The 20,302-nt window shown below is 32.2% G+C and carries 18 protein-coding genes; 13 read left to right on the top strand and 5 right to left on the bottom strand.

The features are described from left to right. Positions 1–5: 5 nt before the first annotated feature. The 5 genes from HSX10_RS08790 to HSX10_RS08770 all read left to right on the top strand — a co-directional run bounded on the left by HSX10_RS08790 (position 6) and on the right by HSX10_RS08770 (position 8,271). Complete coding sequence (locus tag HSX10_RS08790; RefSeq protein ID WP_173587848.1) at positions 6–1,634, top strand: aryl-sulfate sulfotransferase; 1,629 nt, start codon at positions 6–8, stop codon at positions 1,632–1,634. A 71-nt stretch (positions 1,635–1,705) separates the two neighbouring features. Beyond that, positions 1,706–2,440 carry a 23S rRNA (guanosine(2251)-2'-O)-methyltransferase RlmB gene (gene rlmB / locus HSX10_RS08785; RefSeq protein WP_173587847.1) on the top strand — a complete coding sequence of 245 codons (735 nt, stop codon included), beginning with the start codon at positions 1,706–1,708 and terminating at the stop codon, positions 2,438–2,440. Positions 2,441–2,995: 555 nt separating this feature from the next. Further along, positions 2,996–6,121, top strand: a complete 3,126-nt coding sequence (locus HSX10_RS08780) for a SusC/RagA family TonB-linked outer membrane protein (protein ID WP_173587846.1) — start codon at positions 2,996–2,998, stop codon at positions 6,119–6,121. Between the two features lie 4 nt (positions 6,122–6,125). After that, positions 6,126–7,577 carry a RagB/SusD family nutrient uptake outer membrane protein gene (locus HSX10_RS08775; protein WP_173587845.1) on the top strand — a complete coding sequence of 484 codons (1,452 nt, stop codon included), beginning with the start codon at positions 6,126–6,128 and terminating at the stop codon, positions 7,575–7,577. A 28-nt stretch (positions 7,578–7,605) separates the two neighbouring features. Next, the gene (locus HSX10_RS08770) at positions 7,606–8,271 is read left to right on the top strand and encodes a hypothetical protein (protein WP_173587844.1); all 666 of its coding nucleotides are present in this window, start codon (positions 7,606–7,608) and stop codon (positions 8,269–8,271) included. A gap of 151 nt (positions 8,272–8,422) precedes the next feature. On the opposite strand, the gene HSX10_RS08765 is transcribed toward HSX10_RS08770, so the two are convergent. Continuing rightward, entirely contained in the window at positions 8,423–9,199 is a 777-nt protein-coding gene (locus HSX10_RS08765) for a rhomboid family intramembrane serine protease (RefSeq protein WP_173587843.1), read from the bottom strand. Positions 9,200–9,349: 150 nt separating this feature from the next. Here HSX10_RS08765 and HSX10_RS08760 point away from each other — a divergent pair, with 150 nt between their 5' ends. Then, positions 9,350–10,627 (top strand): replication-associated recombination protein A, encoded by a 1,278-nt coding sequence (locus HSX10_RS08760; protein WP_173587842.1) that lies wholly within the window; start codon positions 9,350–9,352, stop codon positions 10,625–10,627. On the opposite strand, the gene HSX10_RS08755 is transcribed toward HSX10_RS08760, so the two are convergent. The 4 genes from HSX10_RS08755 to radC form a co-directional block, all read right to left on the bottom strand. Continuing rightward, positions 10,624–11,436, bottom strand: coding sequence for a hypothetical protein (locus HSX10_RS08755; protein WP_173587841.1), 813 nt, complete (start codon positions 11,434–11,436; stop codon positions 10,624–10,626). The two genes, HSX10_RS08760 and HSX10_RS08755, sit on opposite strands and share 4 nt — an antisense overlap. Before the next feature lie 11 nt (positions 11,437–11,447). Further along, positions 11,448–12,134 (bottom strand): YjjG family noncanonical pyrimidine nucleotidase, encoded by a 687-nt coding sequence (locus tag HSX10_RS08750; RefSeq protein WP_173587840.1) that lies wholly within the window; start codon positions 12,132–12,134, stop codon positions 11,448–11,450. Then, positions 12,131–13,426, bottom strand: coding sequence for a polysaccharide deacetylase family protein (locus HSX10_RS08745; protein ID WP_173587839.1), 1,296 nt, complete (start codon positions 13,424–13,426; stop codon positions 12,131–12,133). Before HSX10_RS08745 ends, HSX10_RS08750 begins: the two co-directional genes overlap by 4 nt. Before the next feature lie 106 nt (positions 13,427–13,532). Continuing rightward, positions 13,533–14,234, bottom strand: coding sequence for a RadC family protein (gene radC / locus HSX10_RS08740; RefSeq protein WP_173587838.1), 702 nt, complete (start codon positions 14,232–14,234; stop codon positions 13,533–13,535). 51 nt (positions 14,235–14,285) lie between these two features. Here radC and HSX10_RS08735 point away from each other — a divergent pair, with 51 nt between their 5' ends. From HSX10_RS08735 to HSX10_RS08705, 7 genes are all read left to right on the top strand, one after another. Then, positions 14,286–14,729 (top strand): DUF1569 domain-containing protein, encoded by a 444-nt coding sequence (locus tag HSX10_RS08735; protein WP_173587837.1) that lies wholly within the window; start codon positions 14,286–14,288, stop codon positions 14,727–14,729. Between the two features lie 41 nt (positions 14,730–14,770). Continuing rightward, positions 14,771–15,358 (top strand): FMN-binding negative transcriptional regulator, encoded by a 588-nt coding sequence (locus HSX10_RS08730; RefSeq protein ID WP_173587836.1) that lies wholly within the window; start codon positions 14,771–14,773, stop codon positions 15,356–15,358. A gap of 10 nt (positions 15,359–15,368) precedes the next feature. Further along, positions 15,369–15,776: a hypothetical protein gene (locus tag HSX10_RS08725; protein ID WP_217363255.1), complete on the top strand. Its 408-nt coding sequence runs from the start codon at positions 15,369–15,371 to the stop codon at positions 15,774–15,776. A gap of 104 nt (positions 15,777–15,880) precedes the next feature. Then, the gene (locus tag HSX10_RS08720) at positions 15,881–16,825 is read left to right on the top strand and encodes a tRNA dihydrouridine synthase (RefSeq protein WP_173587835.1); all 945 of its coding nucleotides are present in this window, start codon (positions 15,881–15,883) and stop codon (positions 16,823–16,825) included. Positions 16,826–16,885: 60 nt separating this feature from the next. After that, a complete protein-coding gene (locus HSX10_RS08715; RefSeq protein ID WP_173587834.1) occupies positions 16,886–19,066 on the top strand; it encodes a B12-binding domain-containing radical SAM protein in 2,181 nt (726 codons plus the stop codon). A 140-nt stretch (positions 19,067–19,206) separates the two neighbouring features. Next, a complete protein-coding gene (locus HSX10_RS08710; protein ID WP_173587833.1) occupies positions 19,207–19,767 on the top strand; it encodes a hypothetical protein in 561 nt (186 codons plus the stop codon). Beyond that, positions 19,764–20,207 (top strand): hypothetical protein, encoded by a 444-nt coding sequence (locus HSX10_RS08705; RefSeq protein ID WP_173587832.1) that lies wholly within the window; start codon positions 19,764–19,766, stop codon positions 20,205–20,207. The genes HSX10_RS08710 and HSX10_RS08705 overlap by 4 nt, the downstream gene beginning before the upstream one ends. The last annotated feature ends 95 nt before the right edge of the window (positions 20,208–20,302 follow it).

The following is a 20,302-nucleotide window of genomic DNA, read 5'->3' as shown; positions in this document are numbered from 1 at the left end:
AAAATATGCTTAAAAAATTACTCTTTATTTTTTATATAATTATAAATTTTACACACTCTCAAAACACTATTGGTACAACCTTAGTTACAAATCAAGCTTCTGATGGTTACACTTTATTCTCTGCCTTCACAGAAACTTATCTTATTAATAATTGCGGTCAAGTAATAAATCAATGGTCAAGTAATTTCACTCCCGGGAACGCTGTTTATCTACTAAAAGATGGAAGTATATTAAGAGCAGGAAAAACAGAAACTCAAGATATAACATTTGGAGGACAAGGGGGAGTGATTGAAATTTTTGATTGGAGCGGTAACCTTACTTGGCAGTATTTTTATGACACACTAGAAATGAGACAACACCATGATGTATTTCCAATGCCTAATGGCAATATCCTTATCTTAGCAGTAACTAGACTATCGAATTCTGAAGCCATACAATTAGGAAGAAATCCGGCATTATTAACAGAAAGTGATTTATATAACGAACAAATTATAGAAGTAACTCCCATAGGCACAAACAATGCACAAATTGTATGGGAATGGAATGTTAAGGATCATGTTGTTCAGGATTATAATTCTACAAAAGATAATTTTGGAAATGTAAGTTTAAGTCCCGAGAAGTTAAATATCAATTTTTTAAATGGTGGCAACGGAGACTCGAATTGGCTTCATTTTAATTCAATTTATTTCAATTCAATTTTAGATCAAATTGTTATAAGCTCAAGGAATTTAAGTGAAATTTACATCATAGACCATTCTACCACTACAATACAAGCTAGCAGTAATACTGGTGGTACTTACGGTAAAGGAGGTGATTTATTATATCGCTGGGGAAATCCACAAGCTTATAATCAAGGTAGTGAATTAGACAGAAAACTGTATGGACAACATTCCCCATATGTTATAGAGCCAGGATTTACAGACGAAAATAAAATTATGGTATATAATAATGGCCGAGGTAGAGAAGAAGAATTTTCTGAAGTCTATATACTAAATCCACAAACTGAAAGTCCTGGAGTATATTCCCATTTAACAAATACACCTTACAGCCCTTCTGAACCTGATTATACATATGGAAATACAGGTTCTGAAATGTTTTATTCTAGCACATTAAGTAGCTCACAACGCTTATCTAATGGTAATACGCTAATTTGTGAAGGTGCAAACGGACGATTTTTTGAAATAAATGAAAACAAGGATATTGTTTGGGAATATATAAACCCAATAAACACAACTACAGGAAATGTTATTTCTCAAGGTGCTAATTCATCTAGTTTTATTAATGTAAGCTTTAGAGCACATAAATACGAGAGTAACTATGAAGCCTTTAGAAATAAAGATTTAACTCCAGGAAATCCTATAGAAATTAACTCCAACATAACCCCATGTCAAAACCTAAGCACTACAACTTATAAAACACCAATAACCAAACTATACCCAAATCCCACAAATAAATCTGTAAAAATAATTTCTAATACAATTATTAATAAAATTGAAGTCTACAACTTAGTCGGTCAAAAAATTAGCAGCACAACTTTAAATAACATAGACTTAACAGATCAAGTAAATGGTGTTTATTTTTTTAAAATCCACACTAACACATCTATTATAACAAAAAAGGTGATTAAAAAATAAATGTAAAAAAACTAGAATTTATTTGATAAACCATCACAATATTAGGATAGATTTTTTTATACCTTTGCAGCATGAAGAACGAAACTACAATTTTTGGAATTAGAGCAATTATAGAAGCTATTAAATCTGGCGAAACCATAGATAAGGTTTTTATGCAGAAAGGACTCCATGGTGAATTGTTTCAAGGATTAGAACTTGCTATTCGTACTGAAGGCATTAATTCTTCATACGTACCTGTTGAAAAACTAAACCGATTAACAAAAGGAAATCATCAAGGTGCTGTTGCTCAAATTTCCCCAATAGAATTTCATGATATAGACGAATTAGTAACAAACGTCTTAGAATCAGGAAAAACACCTTTATTCCTATTATTAGATCAATTAAGTGATGTTAGAAATTTTGGTGCTATTGTTCGTACTGCAGAATGCACAGGGGTCAATGGAATTATTATTCAGAAAAAAGGTGGAGCACCTATAAATGGAGATACTATTAAAACAAGTGCTGGAGCTATTTTTAAGATTCCGATTTGTAAAGTAGATCATATTAAGGATGCTGTATTTCATATGCAAGCTTCCGGAATTAGAGTTATTGCTGCAACTGAAAAAGCTGAAGAATTTGTATATAATGTTTCCTTTAAAGAACCTTGCGCCATAATTATGGGATCTGAAGGTAGAGGTATTAACCCATCTGTTTTAAAAGTTGTTGATGATAAAGCTAAACTTCCTATACTTGGGGAAATAGAATCTTTAAATGTATCTGTAGCTTGTGGTGCTTTTTTATACGAAGCAGTAAGACAAAGACAGTAAAAAAAAACATCTTAATTTTAAATTAAACCCTATAGATTAAAATCTCATAGGGTTTTTATTTTGATCTAAAATCATCTTATTTACAAAACTCCTATTTTACCACCAACAAGTCTTACATAAAGTTTTGAATATTCTTGAGTATTTCACCTACTACTCATACATAAAAACATCACCCTTTAATTTCTTTACGCACTCGTTTATCATTTAAAAAGGGGTATTCTTATATCAAACTTGGCACCTAAATAATAACTTAAAGAATTATAGTAAAACTTATTATTCCTTATTTCACTCACACTCTGCCCTATAATTTTAAAACACAATGTCTCAACTATTCTTTGGAATGGTTAAAATCCTAAAAATAATAAACAAACCTTTAACATTCTCTCTAATCCGAAGAATTGAGTCTATCAAATAGTGGGAATTACTAAAAAAGATGATTTATAAATTATTATCTATTAATTTCTTTATCTTTTAATTAAGAACTCCTTAAATATCAAGATATTATTAGGTATTTAACATTTTTTAACCCATATTTACTAAAATTTTAACAAAAATATGGGAACAAATTTACAAAAAACACTAATGCTATTCATGGCTTTAGTCGTGCAATTAACATTTGCACAAGAAAAAACAATTTCTGGGACTGTTACAGATGCCTCAGGTATACCACTACCTGGAGCAAGTATTATTGTCAAAGGAACTTCAAATGGAGTTCAATCTGATTTTGACGGAAAATACATTTTATCCGCTAATGTAAGTGACGTTATAGTAATCACATACATTGGCTTAAAAACACAAGAAATAACAATCACCTCCGCTAGCATTTTTGACGTAAAAATGGAAGAAGATGCTTCTGCTTTAGATGAAGTAGTAATAACAGGTGTATCCGGACCAACATCAAGAAATAAACTTTCCGTGACAGTAAATAAAGTTGGCGAAAGAGATCTTGAAAATATTCCTACAACTTCTGCTGCAAGTGCCTTACAAGGTAAAGTGGCGGGTGTTTCTGTTACAAACTTTGGGCAACCTGGGCAAGGGGCAAGTATTCAATTAAGAGGAAGCAATAGTTTTTATGGATCTCAAACTCCATTAACAATCGTTGATGGTGTTTTTGTTGAAGGTGGTTTACAAGATATAAACTCTGATGACATAGCATCCATAGAAATTGTTAAAGGCGCCTCTGCTTCAGCATTATACGGATCTAGAGCAGGGAACGGTGTAATTGTTGTCACCACTAAAAAAGGAAAATCAGGAGTTGTTAGCGTAACTGTAAAATCTGAAATCGGATTTACACAATTAAACAACTTTGTAGACACTAATAATTCTCACCATTATGAACTAGCCTCAGACTGGCAAGACTATCAAGGTACTTATACAAAGTATCAAGGCATTACATACCCTTCGGATTACGACGGAGTAGATTACAGTAATATTTCTGGTACAAGAATTGAAAGTGATGATCATTATGCAGATAATCCTTATGGGGTTTACTACAACCCTCAAGAACAATTTTTTAGATCAGGTATTACTTCAAACTACTATGTTTCAGCAGCAGCAGGTAGCGAAAATTCTAACGTATTCTTTTCTGCCAATCAAACCAAAACAACGGGTGTGCTAAAAGAAACAGATGGATATGAAAAAGTTTCTGCTAGATTGAATGCAACCTATAATATTACAGATTGGTTAACATTTGAAACTTCTAATAATTTCATAAGAAGTATTGATAATTCTCCTGGTGGAACTGGAGACATCTTTTTTGACTTACTTGTATCTCAACCAGATTCAGATTTAACAGGGTCTAACCAAAATGGACAACCCTATGTTTTAGTACCTTCTAGGTTTTACAATACATCAACCAATCCTATTTATCCACTTTGGTCCAACCCTGAAGAAGAAACTATTAATAAATTTTTAGGTTCATATAAACTAAACATAGAATTTACGGATTATTTAAATTTAGACATGGATTATGCCATTGAGAGTATAGATGCTAAATTTACAGATTTTAATTCTAATTCAATGTTAACCACAGGAGGGACTCAAGCAACATTATTCTCTACTAATCAAGTTGGTAATTTTTATCAAAGCAACTCTAGAAATACATCTCAGAAAGCACAAATTACTTTAAACTTCTTTAAGGAATTTGGAGAATTAAATATATCATCAAAATTAAGTTATTTATTAGAAGATACAGATTATAATCAATTTGACGCATATGGCTTTAATCAAATATACGCAGGTATTAATCAATCACTAGACAATTACAGCGATAGTCTTATTGGATCTGATGTATCATCAGTAAACGCTAGAAACTTTTTTGGAATCGTTGGATTAGACTATAAAGACCGATATATTTTAGATGCCATGTACCGAATTGATGGAGCTTCTACTTTTGGTGAAAACGAAAAATGGAATGACTACTACCGTGTATCAGGTGCTTACAGAATTTCGAAAGATTTAAACATAGATAATATTAATGAAATGAAATTCCATGTTGCCTATGGTACAGCAGGACAAAGACCAGGCTATAGTTGGCAATATCAAAATCAAGAAATTATAAATGGAGTTTTAGCAGGAGGAGGTAGTACTGCTGCAAATCCTGATTTAAAACCATCTAAAACCACAGAGCTTGAATTTGGTTTTACAACAAGATTATTTAGTCGTATAAATTTCGAGGCAGTTTACTCAAAATCAAAAACAGAAGATCAATTTATGTTTGTTGATTTATTCCCTCCTACATCAGGTGCTAATGTAAGCACTTGGATCAATGGAGGTACAATAGAATTTAACACTTTAGAAATGAGCTTAGGTGTTGATATACTAAGAGATGGAGATTTTAAATGGAATTCTTCAGTTGTATTCGACACTTCATCTAATGAGCTTACAAAGCTAAATGTTTCACCACGAACCATAGGACCAAATTCTGACACTTCAACAAACTATGCAGGACAAATATTCAGAATAGAAGAAGGTGTAGAACATGGTACTATGTGGGGTTACTCTTTTGTAAGAAATTTAGACCAAATGGCAAATCAATTACCTTCTGGCGCGTCTATTGAAGATTATGCAGTTAACAGAGATGGCGTTGTAGTGGCAAGAAATACTATTGGAACAGTAAACGAACAACCAATTAGCTTAGTCGATGAAAATGGAGATAAAGTCATCGGAGAAATAGGAAATGCAAATGCAGATTTTAAACTTGGATTTAGAAATGACTTTAGTTACAAAAATTTCGGGTTATACTTTCTTTTTGATTGGAAACAAGGCGGAGATATCTACAACAGAAATGGACAATGGTTAACAAGAGATTACAGACATGAAATGTTAGACCAAACTGGTTATGCTGCTTCTGAAAAGAAAACAGTAGACTATTACCAAGGACTTTATGCAACTAATGAAGATAATGAATTTTGGGTAGAAGATGGTACTTATGTAAAGCTGCGTGAATTATCTATATTTTACACATTCCAAAAAGAGCAATTATCTAAAGTTGGTAATGGATTCTTCGATTCTATAAAAATTGGTTTAACAGGAACTAACTTACTAACCTTTACAGATTATTCAGGTTGGGATCCAGAAGTTCAATTATATGATTCAAACACTCAACAGTATTATGCCGTAGACCAGAATTCATACCCTATAACATCCAGTTATAACCTATCATTCACGTTTAAATTTTAAGAAAATGAAAAACTATAAATCATATACAATATTACTATTCATCCTAGCGATGTTTAGTGCCTGTGAGGACTTTGACGCTTCTTTAGAAGAATCTTACACACAAAATCCTACTCCAGAAGATATAGCAACTGAAGCAACAGCAATTAGTGCTTTTCAAAGTTGGTATTTTAATTCAAATGCCTATAATGGCCCAGGACTAATGTTAACAACTATGGCAGACATGAACACCTGCCCTTGGGGTAACGCAGCTATGCAAGACATGTCTAGCGAACCTAGAGCAGCATGGTCTAACGACCCTGGGTACTCTAATGCCGTCGCATTAGAGGAATATTACGCTAATATGTACTCATTACTTGCTAACCAAACAACACTTATAACAGCCATGGAAGGAGGACTAGAAGTAAGTGACCCAGCTAAAATTGAATGTCTTGCTAGATTTGGACAAGCTGCAGCAATTGGATACCTTGCTCTTGTTTTTGACCAAGTATGGATTGTAGACGAAACAGGTTTACTATTTGAAGGTGAAGCAGGGACACCAGAGCAAGCTATGGAAATCGCTTTAGAAAAATTAGACATCGCTATTGAATTAGCTAGTAATAACAGTTTCACTGTTGATGCTGTAAATGGCATGACTTTATCTAGTAGCCAATGGGCAGAATTTTTAAACACACTAGGAGCAAGATTACTTGCTAATGTTGCTAGAAATTCTACACAAAGAGACAACACAGATTGGCCCCGCGTTTTAACATACGCTAACAACGGATTAACTTATGATTTAAATGTACTAAGTGATGGTTGGATAAACTGGGCTACTGAATGGTCTTTATACATGACATACAGTGGCTGGGGAAGAGTAGATATGAGAGTTGTAAACTTAATGGATCCTTCAATGCCTTCAAAATGGACTAGTACAAGTGGTTACCTACCAGAAGCTACAAGCTTAGATAATAGATTAGCTACAGACTTTCAATATCTAGACAGCCAAGATTTCCCAGCAAATCGAGGAATTTATCACTATTCAAATTACAGACACTCTAGATATGATTCAGAGACACATTTAATAGAATACACCGGTTCAGTACCAGAAATGTTAAAAGCTGAAAACGACCTTTACAAAGCAGAAGCGATATTAAGATCTGGTGGATCAGTTTCTGATGCCGTAAGTGTAATAAACAGCTCTTCTAGAGTATTAAGAGGAGGATTAACTCCCCTTAGTTCTGGAGCTAACGCAACGACTGTTTACGACGCTATTAATTACGAAAGATCAGTTGAATTACAATCTATTGGCCTTGGCCTTGGCTTCTTTAATATGAGAAAGAATGACCTACTACAAATCGGAACACCTTTACATTTGCCGGTTCCTGGATCTTACCTGTTAGCTGGTGGATATGACAATTACACTTTTGGAGGAGTAGCCAATGCAGATGGTATTAATGTTTCAAATGGAGGTTGGTAAGCTTTATAAATTAAAAATATTATAAAATATGAAAAAATCAAATATAATTATCACTCTAAAAACTGTGTTTCTAGCATCTGCAATACTTTTTATATCTTGTGAAGATGATGACATAGAAAGTGACGCAGGCAAAGTAATCCCTAATATAACTAGCTTAGAAGGAGCAACCGTTGCTTATCAAGGCGATGTATTAACTTACAATGTATATCCACCTAGAGGCGGATCGGAATACACATGGACTGTAACAGGAGGGACAATTCAAATGTTAGAAGGTAGAACAGATAAAATCAATGTCTTATATGAAACTATTGGAACAGGTTCTATATCTGTTTTTGAAACTGCTGCAAACGGCTTAACATCAGACACCGTAGAAATACCAGAAATAACAATTTTTGGAACACCTTGTGAATGGACTGTAAATATGAATGATTCTTATGGTGACGGATGGAACGGAGCATCACTTAGCTTTAGTGTTTCCGGTATAGTAATCGGAGAGGCTAGCATAGATTCTGATACCGGAACTGCAATTATCCAAGTTCCTAACGAAGGAGATTTAGAAATAACCTTTAATTCTGGTGATTACGACGAAGAAGTAACTTTTGAGATATTTGACGCATCAGGAACTTCTATTTTAGCCGATGGCCCTACTCCTGCAACAGGTGTTGTTTATTCTGGAGTAAATATTTGTCCGTGATAAATTAAATAATAACACAACAACAAAAAGAGGTCTTCTAATTATAGAAGACCTCTTTTTAATTAAATAGTAAAGCTTGTAATATATTTTTTTACATCAAATAGTTAAATAAACACCTTGCATTCTAAATAAAATCAAAATATAAAATATTTCAATTTTCAGGTTCAGTTTTCTTGAATGTATAAGTAATCTTAAACTCTTGTGAGTTATTACTTATAATTTTATGGGTATCTATTTTAGATTCTGATTCTATTTCGGGCTCTGGCTCAATCTCAATAAAATTACCATTTTCATCAAAGTGCTTCATAAACGGATCATCATCTTCATTATAATCTGGCTCTTCCCATTTATAACGCTCTGGTTTAGCAACTTGTTTTCTAAAAATTAACGCAAATACCAAACCGGTGATTAATCCACTTAAATGACCTTCCCAAGACATACCACTTTTAATTGGAAACACATACCAAATCATACTTCCATAAAGAAAAATTACCACTAAAGACAATGCTATAAGTCGATAATGTTTTGCGAAAATTCCTTTAAAAAACATAAAACTTACCAAGACGTAAATCAGCCCACTTGCCCCAATATGATTACCAGAACTAGCAATGAGCCATGTTAAGAATCCTGAGATAACAATACCAAAACCGATAACTCTCCAAGCAATTTTATGGTAGAAGTAAAATAAGGCTATAGATAGCAAAAAAAGAGAAACAGAGTTATTGTAGATATGATTAATATCTCCGTGTAAGAATGGACTAGTAAAAACCCCTATAAGCCCTTCTACTTTTTGAGGCCTTATTCCAAAAGCTTTAATACTACTATCAATTCTAACCTGATACCAAAACACCATCCAAATAACAAACAACATCACCAACGGATAGATGATAATATTATTAGAGTATTTAAAATGTTGTGTTTTGTTCATATTCAAATTTATAAGAAAGTCTTTCAAAATTATAGCCAAAAACGAATTGTCTGTAATATTGGCAGAAACACGAAACTCATTCTCTTGATTTTTATATGAATTTAATCAAATTCATTAAACCATCACAAAAGCATTTTGTAATTTTGAGTTATGAATATTCCATTAGCAGAACGTTTAAGACCACATACACTGAATGACTATTTAAGTCAACAACATTTAGTAGGTAAAGAAGGTATGTTGTACCATCAGATTAAAAGTGGAGTACTTCCTTCACTTATACTTTGGGGACCTCCTGGAATTGGAAAAACCACATTAGCCAATATTATTGCTAATGAATCTGAACGCCCATTTTTTAAATTAAGCGCCATCAATTCTGGTGTAAAAGACATTAGAGAAGTTATTGATAAGGCTAAAAAAAGTGGTGGATTATTCACCGCTAAAAATCCTATTTTATTTATTGACGAGATTCATAGATTTAGCAAATCTCAACAAGATTCTTTACTTGAAGCTGTAGAAAAAGGTTGGGTAACCTTAATTGGAGCCACAACAGAAAATCCAAGTTTTGAAGTGATTTCGGCATTATTATCACGATGCCAAGTTTATACTTTAAATGCTTTTAGCAAAACTGATTTAGAAGACTTATTACAACGTGCCATAACGAAAGACACCGTTCTTTCTAAATTAAATATTGAATTAAAAGAGACCGAAGCTTTACTCCGATTATCTGGAGGAGATGCTAGAAAATTATTAAATATTTTTGAATTACTAGTCGCTTCTTTTGAAGAAGGAGATATTGTTATCACTAATGATTTAGTGATGAAACAAGTGCAACACAAAGCTGCTCGATACGATAAAACAGGAGAACAACATTACGATATAATTTCAGCATTTATAAAATCGATAAGAGGAAGTGACCCCAATGCTGCTGTGTATTATTTAGCACGTATGATTGAAGGTGGTGAAGATGTAAAATTTATTGCAAGACGACTTTTAATTTTAGCAAGTGAAGATATTGGTAATGCAAACCCTACTGCTTTAGTACTTGCTAACACTACTTTTCAGGCCGTTTCTGTTATTGGCAATCCAGAATCTCGGATTATACTAAGTCAATGCGCTACATATTTAGCTAGCTCACCAAAAAGCAACGCAGCTTACGAGGCTATTGGAAGAGCGCAACAATTAGTTAAAGAGACAGGTGATTTATCGGTACCAATACCGATGCGAAACGCACCTACAAAACTGATGAAAGAATTAGGCTATGGAGAAGCTTATAAATATTCTCATAATTATGAAAATAATTTTGCTCATCAAGAGTTTCTCCCAGAAGAAATAGCCAATACTAAGCTATATAACCCAGGAAATAATGCACGTGAGCAATCGCAACGTAATTATTTAAAAACGCTGTGGAAAGACAAATATGGTTATTAGAATTTAATATCTAAAACTCTCACTTCTAAACTTGTTCCTTCATTTTGAGAATAAATCCATTGATCATCTTTATTAAAAACAATGGCATTTTTATCTTTTACTAAAAACACATCTTTAGCGTATGTAGCCAATAAAATCATTACCACTTTTGGTTCTGAATTTACGAGTTGAAATCCATTAGTTATAGCTTGTGCATAATAAAGTTCTGATGTTGTTTCTTTACTTGAACTTACAACATCTTCTGCTTTCTTATCCTTAACTTCTACTTTAGGAACTAGAACTTTAGTATCTTCTTCTGTAATTTCCTTTTCCTTGGCAACAACCTTCATTACTGTAGGTTCTTCTTCTTTTGAAGTCTCTACAATCTTTTCTTTAGCTACATATTTATAATTTAAATTTTTAAAAGTTTCAAAAGCATCCCTCAAAGCCTGATTATAAGCTTTTGGATATTCCTTTAGTCTAGATTCACCAATCTTAGATTTTATTACAACCTCTCCATAACAATCTTTCAGTATAACTTCTACTCGGGTCTTAAACATGGTTTTTTCCTCATTAGACACATCAGCAGTTAAAGCTGAGCAACGATCAGATTTTATATCTTCTGGCACATTATCAATTAAATAAGCTTCATAACCATACTTTTTGAATAAAAATTCAGAAAGAGAATTTAATTGATATTGATCGTCACTTTTAGAAAACTCAAATGAATTAGGTATAATGATATATTTATAATCATTAATATTTTTTTGAGCATTACCACAAACAGTTATGATGATAAATGAAATTGTAAATATTATTTTCTTAATCATGATATTAAATTTTAAAGGTGATTTGCAAGCATTTTTAAATTTGTAATTCTTTTATAAGTATGATTATAATCTGAAGCTTTATAATCAAAATGAATTGTGTCCATCCCAATATTATGAGCACCTTCTATGTCAGCCTCAAGATTATCTCCAATCATTATGCTTTCGCTAGCTTTTGCTTTAGCAATATCTAATGCAAAATTAAAAATCTTAGGATTCGGTTTTTTAACACCTACCATTTCAGAATTTGTAACAGTCTTAAAATAAGATCTGATATTTGAAGAAATCATTTTCTTTTCTTGAGCTTCCTCAAACCCATTGGTAATAATATGCAATTGATATTTATCCTTCAGATAATCTAATATTTCAAAAGTACCATCAAATAAGTTATTAAAAGACGATAGGTTTTCAATATAAGCATCAGATAAATGATCAATCATAGCATCATCAACCTCTACTCCTACTTTATCAAAAGCATCTTTTAATCTGCCATAGCGTAATGCAGACTTTGTCACTTTTTCTTCTCTGTAAAGTTTCCAATAATTAAGATTTATAGGTTCGTAAACCGATAAAAAATCATTCAAACTAATTTCAATTTTATTCAGCTTAAAAATTTTCTCAAAAGTTAATCCTGAATTCTTATCAAAATCCCAAAGTGTATGATCTAAATCGAAAAAAACATGCTTTATTTGGTGTGTCATTCTTCTGAATCTAATATTAAGTTGAATAAAGATCGAAAACCTTCCCAACGGTCTAAATTACTAAATGAGTAATTATGAAATACAGGAGTAAAAATACCATTTACAGCTTTAACTTCGTCTATTACTTCTTGTAAATGCTCTGTTTTATCTAATAGAGAATCATACTTTAATAGCGCAAAATCTAAACAATGATATGGATTTATTTGAAGTGGTGTTTGTACTTCATAATCCAAATCGTAAAATTGAAATGGTGTACAAGTACCTGCCCTAAAACCTAAGGTATCAATATAACCCATTGTAAAATCTTGATTAATTTCTAACTCGACTAAGTTTCTATATGAAATAGGTAAATTTAACTTCGAAAAAGAGTGACGTACCGCATTTAAATCTATATGCGTTATCGCTTCCATTTTAAGTTTCTCCTTTTTAAGAATAGCAACATCATTTAGTGAAAAATAAGAGGCCTTAATCCCAACATTACAATAATCTGCAACCGACTTAATTAATGAAATAAAATCTTTTTTTGTTGTGCTTATTCCTTTATCATAAGTAGAATAATCACCTATTAAAAATAATACTGTAAATTTTATTTTATTAGCCTTTTGTTTTCTAATAATCCACTTAAAAGTATCATACGGATCTCGCTTAAAACCCATTAAAACAGTATATCTTAAATATAATTGTTTAAGTTTTAAACGTCTTAGATCATTCAGAGTTCCTCCAATGGTTCTCAAAAAACCTTTATGCTTAAAATAATACGCCATAGGCACATCAATCACAGGCTGTACGGTGTATTTTCGTTCAGGAAAATTATAATCAGGGAAACGTTGCATTAAAACATCTTTTAATTTATAAGCCCAAAGATCTACAACAGGTTGATTTAAAAATTTATGATGAAAAGCTAAACTTTCAGACGCTAAAAAACGCCCATATTCATCTTTTACATGAGGTAAATATTCTTCATATCGACTTAGCATATAAAAGGATGCTGCAAAAATATCGAAAGGCAAATCACTACGTTCACTTGTAGCAAAGAAACCTTTAGTATTACCCCATTGTTGCACATTGATTTCTAAATCAGATAAACCATGATCAAATAACAAGTCATGACTTCTAACAAACAATTCATTACTTAAAGGCTTTTTTGCATAAGACATTTTTAAGCTATCGTGTGCAATAAAATCTTCTACTTTAGATGTAAATCTCACTTCTATTCCTAAAACACGTCTGCATATATGCTTAAACGTATAGGTAACACGTGGTGTGATTTTGTGAGTATAAACTAATAACATAAGGTCTTGAAAATTCTAAAAGATAAAAATAACAAATTCCAACTGCATTCTCCGTTAATTCCACAGCGAGTTGGTATTGATTTTATTTGAAGTTTTATTATAAAGATTAGCCCATTTGATTTTCATCTGCAAAACTATAATAAGCGTTCTCGGTTATTATAAGATGATCTAAAACTGAAATATCTAAACTTTGAGCTGCAAGTTTTAATTTTTGAGTAATATCGATATCTGCTTTACTTGGTCTTAAAGCCCCTGAAGGATGATTATGACATAATATTAATGCTATTGCACCAACTTCTAATGCGTTTTTAAGCACTAAACGCACATCGACTAAAGTTCCTGTGATTCCGCCTTTACTTAATTGGTTTTTCTTAATCACTTTATTTGAATTATTAAGATATAAAATCCAAAATTCTTCATGAGGCAAATCACCAATGATGGGTTGCATTATATCAAAAACAGATCGACTAGAGTTAACCTTATCTAACCGCAACGCATCTTCTAGCCTTCTACGCCTCCCCAATTCTAAAGCCGCAGTAATCGTAATTGCCTTAGCTTCACCAATACCTTTAAACTCCATTAATTGCGCAATAGACAATTTACCCAAAGCATTAAGATTGTTATTTACACTTGCAAATATGCGTTTACAAAGAGCAACAGCACTTTCTTCTCGATTACCACTACCTATTAAAATAGCTATAAGTTCGGCATCACTCAAAGTCGTTTTCCCCTTGTCTCTGAGCTTCTCTCGAGGCTGATCATCTTGTGACCAATTTTTAATTGAAAACGAAGTAGGTTTCTCTGACATGCACTAAAGATAAAAAATTGTAAATTTCGAGTGTCATTAAATTCAAATATTATGAAATCTATTTTTGAAGAATCCGGTTATAACGATATTAAAACCCGTATTGAAACTCTAAATAAAGACTCTAAGTCTCAATGGGGAAAAATGAATATCGGCCAAATGGCATGGCATTGCCAAGGCCCTTTTAATATTATGCTAGAAAAAGAAGACTACAAATTAAAACCTAGCTGGTTAGCTAAAGTATTTTTCAAAAAGTCTTTATATAATGATAAACCTTGGAAAAAGGGATTGCCAACAGCTAAGGTTTTAAAAACTAAAGAATCTAAAGATTTTAACGCAGAAATATTAAAATTAAAACCATTAATTGACGAAAGTCACGCTCTTAAAGAAAAAACAGAATGGGCTTCTCATCCTGCTTTTGGTTATTTTACAGCACAACAATGGGGACAAATGCAATACAAACATTTAGATCATCATCTTAAACAGTTTGGTGCATAAATAAATCTAAGAACCATTTTTAATCATTAACTATATTTCATTTGTATCCACCAAAACAACATCAAGATAACGACATTAATCATTTAATTGAAGTCATCAAAGCATACCCTTTAGCAACCGTAATATCGGTAGAAAATAATCTTCCCTTAATTACACATTTACCTTTAATTTATGAAGACGAAAAGCTAATTGGTCACATTGATATTAATAACCCACAAGCTAAATTATTAAAAGACAATCGTGATGTAACACTTATTTTTAGTGGTCCAGAATGTTATATTTCACCAAGTATTTTTGAAACGGCGCATCTTCCGACTTGGAATTATATTAAAGTCCACTTAACAGGAAAAGTAAAAGCTAATACAGACAATGCAGCTTTAAAAAAGTCATTAATTACTATGACTGAATTTTTAGAAGCTCCTGACCCGAAATATATTTTAAATGCAGATAATCCTCGATTAGATAAAAATCTTGATTATATTGTAATGTTCGAAATTACCATCACCCATTGGGAAGGTAAATTTAAACTGTCTCAAGACAAAAAAAACATTGATATTAAAGCTGCTAGAGAAGAATTAATAAAAGCTAACACAACTAACATTGAAGAATTTTTAAACACTATATTTTAAATCCCAAATTATGAAGTATCTATTTACATTTTTTTTCATTCCTTTATTTCTACTAAGTTCTACAAGCCAAAAAGAAACATTTGTTGGCAAATGGATTGGTGAGGATCAAAACGAAATTGGTTATTTAATTTTTGACAACGAAGGTTATGCTGCATTTGAAATTAATGGCCAAGTTATGGGAGGTAAAAAATTTATTATGAAAGGTGAAAAAGGTAAAATGACCTATACTGTTAATTATAACACCACTCCTATTGAAATTGACTTAAAAGTAACAAAAATAGAATCAGGAGAATCACAAAACATCCTTGCAATAGCTGAATTTACCGACAAGGATACAATGAATTTTAATCTGAGTTTTGACAATGTAAGACCAACTGAGTTTGACAAAAATTCAATCACACTAAAACGCGTTAAGTAAAACTTACTTTTCAAATTATAAACTACCTTATATAATCGTGATTATAAGGTAGTTTTTTGTTATTTAGCAGTTCCAAAAAATTGAATCTAAAAATAGAATAAGGAATGCCAATTACACTTTTATCATCACCATTACAAGGGTTTACTGACTTTCGATTTCGAAATGCATTTAATCACTATTTTGGGGGAATTGATACATTTTACGCTCCTTACATAAGGTTCAATAAAAAATTAATTATAAAAAACTCTTATAAACTCGATTTACAACTCGAAAATAATTCTGAACTCGAAGTGATTCCGCAAATCATGACCAATAGTGCTGATGAATTTCTATTTGTTGTCGATTATATTCAAGAATTAGGCTACAAAGAATTAAACTGGAATTTAGGTTGTCCATATCCAATGGTAACCAATCGTGGTATGGGTTCGGGATTAATTTGTGATCCAGAAAAAATCAATCATATTTTAGATCGTGTGCACCGTGAAACAGATATTCTCGTTTCTATGAAAATGCGTATGGGTTATGAAAACCCAGAAGAAATATTAAACACCTTCCCTATTCTAGATCAATATCCACTAAAAAATATAGCGATTCACGCCCGTATAGGAAAACAACTTTATAAAGGTGGTGTAAATTTAGAGGCCTTTGAGAAATGTACAGAAAGCACCAAACATAAACTCTATTACAATGGTGATATTACATCTGTGGCAAAATTGAAAGAGATGCAAACTCGTTTTCCTAGTATCGATCATTTTATGATTGGTAGAGGACTCATTGCTGACCCGTTTTTACCTAGCATGATTAAAAACGATACTACAGAATATCCAGAAAATAGATGGGAAATTTTTAGAGAATTCCATGATACTATTTACCATCAGTATGATGAAGCTTTATCTGGGCCAACTCCTATAAAAATGAAAATGCAAGGGTTTTGGGAATATTTTGCTCAGTCGTTTTCAAACCCACAGAAAGCATTCAAAAAAATAAAAAAAGCAAATAATCCTAAAGCTTACCAACAAGCCGTTGCTGAGATTTTAAAGAATGGGTAGATTTCAAACTATATTTGCATCAAACTGTTTCAAATTTAGTTTCATTTTCAACTTCAACACGTGAAAGATCTTTTACTCATAACACCCCCATTCACCCAATTAAATACGCCTTATCCTGGCACAGCCTACCTTAAAGGTTTTTTAAACACGAAAAGTATAGACGCTTTTCAAATGGATTTGGGTATTGAAGTTATTTTAGAACTTTTTACTAAAAGCACATTTAAAGAAATTTTTGAACTTGCTTTTGAAAACAATCGCATTCAAACAGAAAATTGTCAACGTATTTATGCTTTAAAAGAGCATTATTTACAATCGTTAGATGATATTATCTTATTTCTACAAGGGAAAAATCAAACTTTTGCTAGACAGATTTGTACCAATGGTTTTTTACCACAAGCCTCACGTTTTGAACAATTAGATGATATGGATTGGGCTTTTGGCTCTATGGGAAACCAAGACAAGGCTAAACATTTAGCTACGTTATATATTGAAGATTTATCTGACTTTATTGTAGAATGTATTGATCCTGATTTTGGTTTTAGCCGTTACGCTGAGCGCTTAGGACAAAGTGCAAATTCTTTTGATGAACTTTATGAGAATTTACAAGATGACAGTACTTTTATAGATCAAATTACATTAGAAATATTAGACGCTCAAATTAAAGAAACGCAGCCAAAACTGATTTGCTTTTCGGTACCTTTCCCTGGTAATTTATATAGTGCTTTTCGTTGTGCACAATTTATAAAATCTAATTATCCTGAGATTAAAATTGCCATGGGAGGCGGATTTCCGAATACAGAATTGCGTTCCGTAAATGATGTTAGAGTTTTTGAGTTTTTCGACTTTATAACTTTAGATGATGGTGAACTTCCAATTGAGTTATTATATAACGTTGTCCTTAAAAACGAAACTTCTTTTAAACGTACTTTTCTATTAGAAAACGGAAGCATAGTTTATAAAAATAATAGCACAGCCCCAGATTACAAACAACAAGATGTTGGCACTCCTGATTATTCCGATTTATTATTAGATCGATATATTTCTGTTATAGAAATTGCAAACCCTATGCATAGTTTATGGAGCGATGGCCGATGGAACAAACTCACCATGGCACATGGTTGTTATTGGGGGAAATGTACGTTTTGCGATATTTCATTAGACTATATTAAAATTTACGAGCCTGTTGCCGCTAGTCTTTTAGTAGACCGCATGGAAACGTTAATTGAACAAACTGGAGAAACTGGATTTCACTTTGTAGATGAAGCTGCACCACCGTCTTTAATGAAAGCTTTAGCTCTCGAAATTATTAAACGAAACCTCAGCGTTACTTGGTGGACAAACATTAGATTCGAAAAGAATTTTACGCAAGACCTTTGTGTTTTACTAAAAGCATCTGGATGCATTGCTGTTTCTGGTGGTTTAGAAGTAGCTTCCGACCGTTTACTTGCATTGATTGATAAAGGTGTAACTGTAGAGCAAGTAGCACAAGTAACGCGTAATTTTACCGAAGCAAACATTATGGTACACTCGTACTTAATGTATGGCTACCCAACACAAACTGTGCAAGAAACCGTTGATAGTTTAGAAATGGTACGTCAGCTTTTTGAAGTTGGAATTTTACAGTCTGGCTTTTGGCACCAATTTGCATTAACAGCTCACAGTCCTGTTGGTTTAAACCCTGAAGAATATGGCATTTCACCTAATTACAAAAACATCACTTTTGCGAATAATGATGTTGATTTCACGGATTCTACAGGCATTGATCACGCACAATTTAGTTTCGGATTAAAAAAATCACTCTTTAACTTTATGCATGGTATTGGTTTTGAAATCCCTTTACAAGATTGGTTTGAATTCGATATTCCTGAAACTGATATTGATCCTGATTTTATTTATAATTGCTTAGCACAAGAACCTGTTTTTAATATTAAACCAACAGCAAAAATTGCTTGGTTAGGTACATTTCCTTTAGTTCACGAATTTTCTAAAACTAAAAAAGGACATAAAAATGACTTTATGGAAATCACATTTCATGATACCCTAGAAACATTTCAGATTACAACAGAAAAAGAAAAAGGAAACTGGTTATTAGATACTTTAGAACAAATAACCCCTCAAAACAAACCGCAATCTTTTAAACAATTAAAAGTCAGTTTTGAAACACATTTTGAAGATTTTGAATTGTTTTGGTATTCAAAACCTATTCATGTATTGAGAGATCATGGTTTATTGGTTTTATAAATTCAACTTAAAAAACAACAATTAAAGCATGATAAATTATTAGCCTACAATTTGTCATCTCCAAAAATTTCGCAGAACTTTGACGCTTCAAAATGCTGAGTTATAAAACTTAGTTTCAAACTAAAAAAGATAATTTCTTAATGAGAAGACACAAAGCCATTCGATTTTTAATGGTCATATCTGTGTTATTGGTGCTCATCATGTTTTTAACCATGGTGGTCAAAGAATATTACGAATTGAAGGGCACTATTTTTATATCTGCGCTTCTAATTCTACCAACATTAATTTTCGGATACAAATATTTAGATTTACACCACGAAGATTACGCCTACGAGAAAATATCTGTCGTCATTTGGGTTCCTATAGGCGCAGTACTATGCTATCTCTTAAATATTGTTGGTGGTTTAGGTAGTATTTTAGCGGTTGGTATTGTTGGTACAATTGCTGCATTTTTACCTCATCTTAATAAAAGATCTAATTATTTAAAACAATTACCTGCAAGTATTTATTGTGGTGCTTTTGTAGGAATGTCTAGTGTAGAAACAACGCCTCATATTTGGTTTGTAATTGCTGCCGGAACCTTAGCGGGTTTCTTTTTTATGATCTCTAAAAATTTATTTTTAGGTGTTGGCGGTAAGCTAGGAACTATGGCTTTTGGCGGTGTTATTGCTGCTTCATTTATATACTGGTTAATTGTATGAACGAATTTATCCTCATCATATCCGGTATTTTAGGTGCAACACTAACCTTTTTCATTAGTGAAAAACTTAGGCAAGGCGCTGTTAAAGCTTCAGCATTACTGTCTTTAATTGTTGGATTGTTCTTTTATTGCTTTCCAGACTTGCTTAACCCTTACTTAACGAAGCATATTCAAATTGTATTTATAGGCTCATCATTTATCGGCATGGTTTCAGCAAGCACCATGAAGAGTTATACACTATTAGCGATAGCAGGAACACTATTCACTATTATCTATATGAGTAAAAAAAATGTATTTAATGGCTATGGCGGATCATTAGGAACGCTTGCTTTTGTTTCATTACTGAGCACAATGGCATTTGCTACCGCTGTATCTCAGCAAACTAAAATTAAGAATACAATTTCAGTATTTTGGAAAAAGATATTCAAACGTAAAAAGTAATTTCGCTGTTCTTATTTCAAATCTTTTTTTCATCTCAAAACCTTATAAAAAGAATGTCTTATAGATTATAACATGGTCTTATGAAAACTATAACA

This window comes from Winogradskyella undariae (assembly GCF_013285155.1).
GTDB lineage: Bacteria > Bacteroidota > Bacteroidia > Flavobacteriales > Flavobacteriaceae > Winogradskyella > Winogradskyella undariae.
Note: the sequence above shows the minus strand (reverse complement) of the source record. Positions and strands in the feature narration are given on the sequence as shown.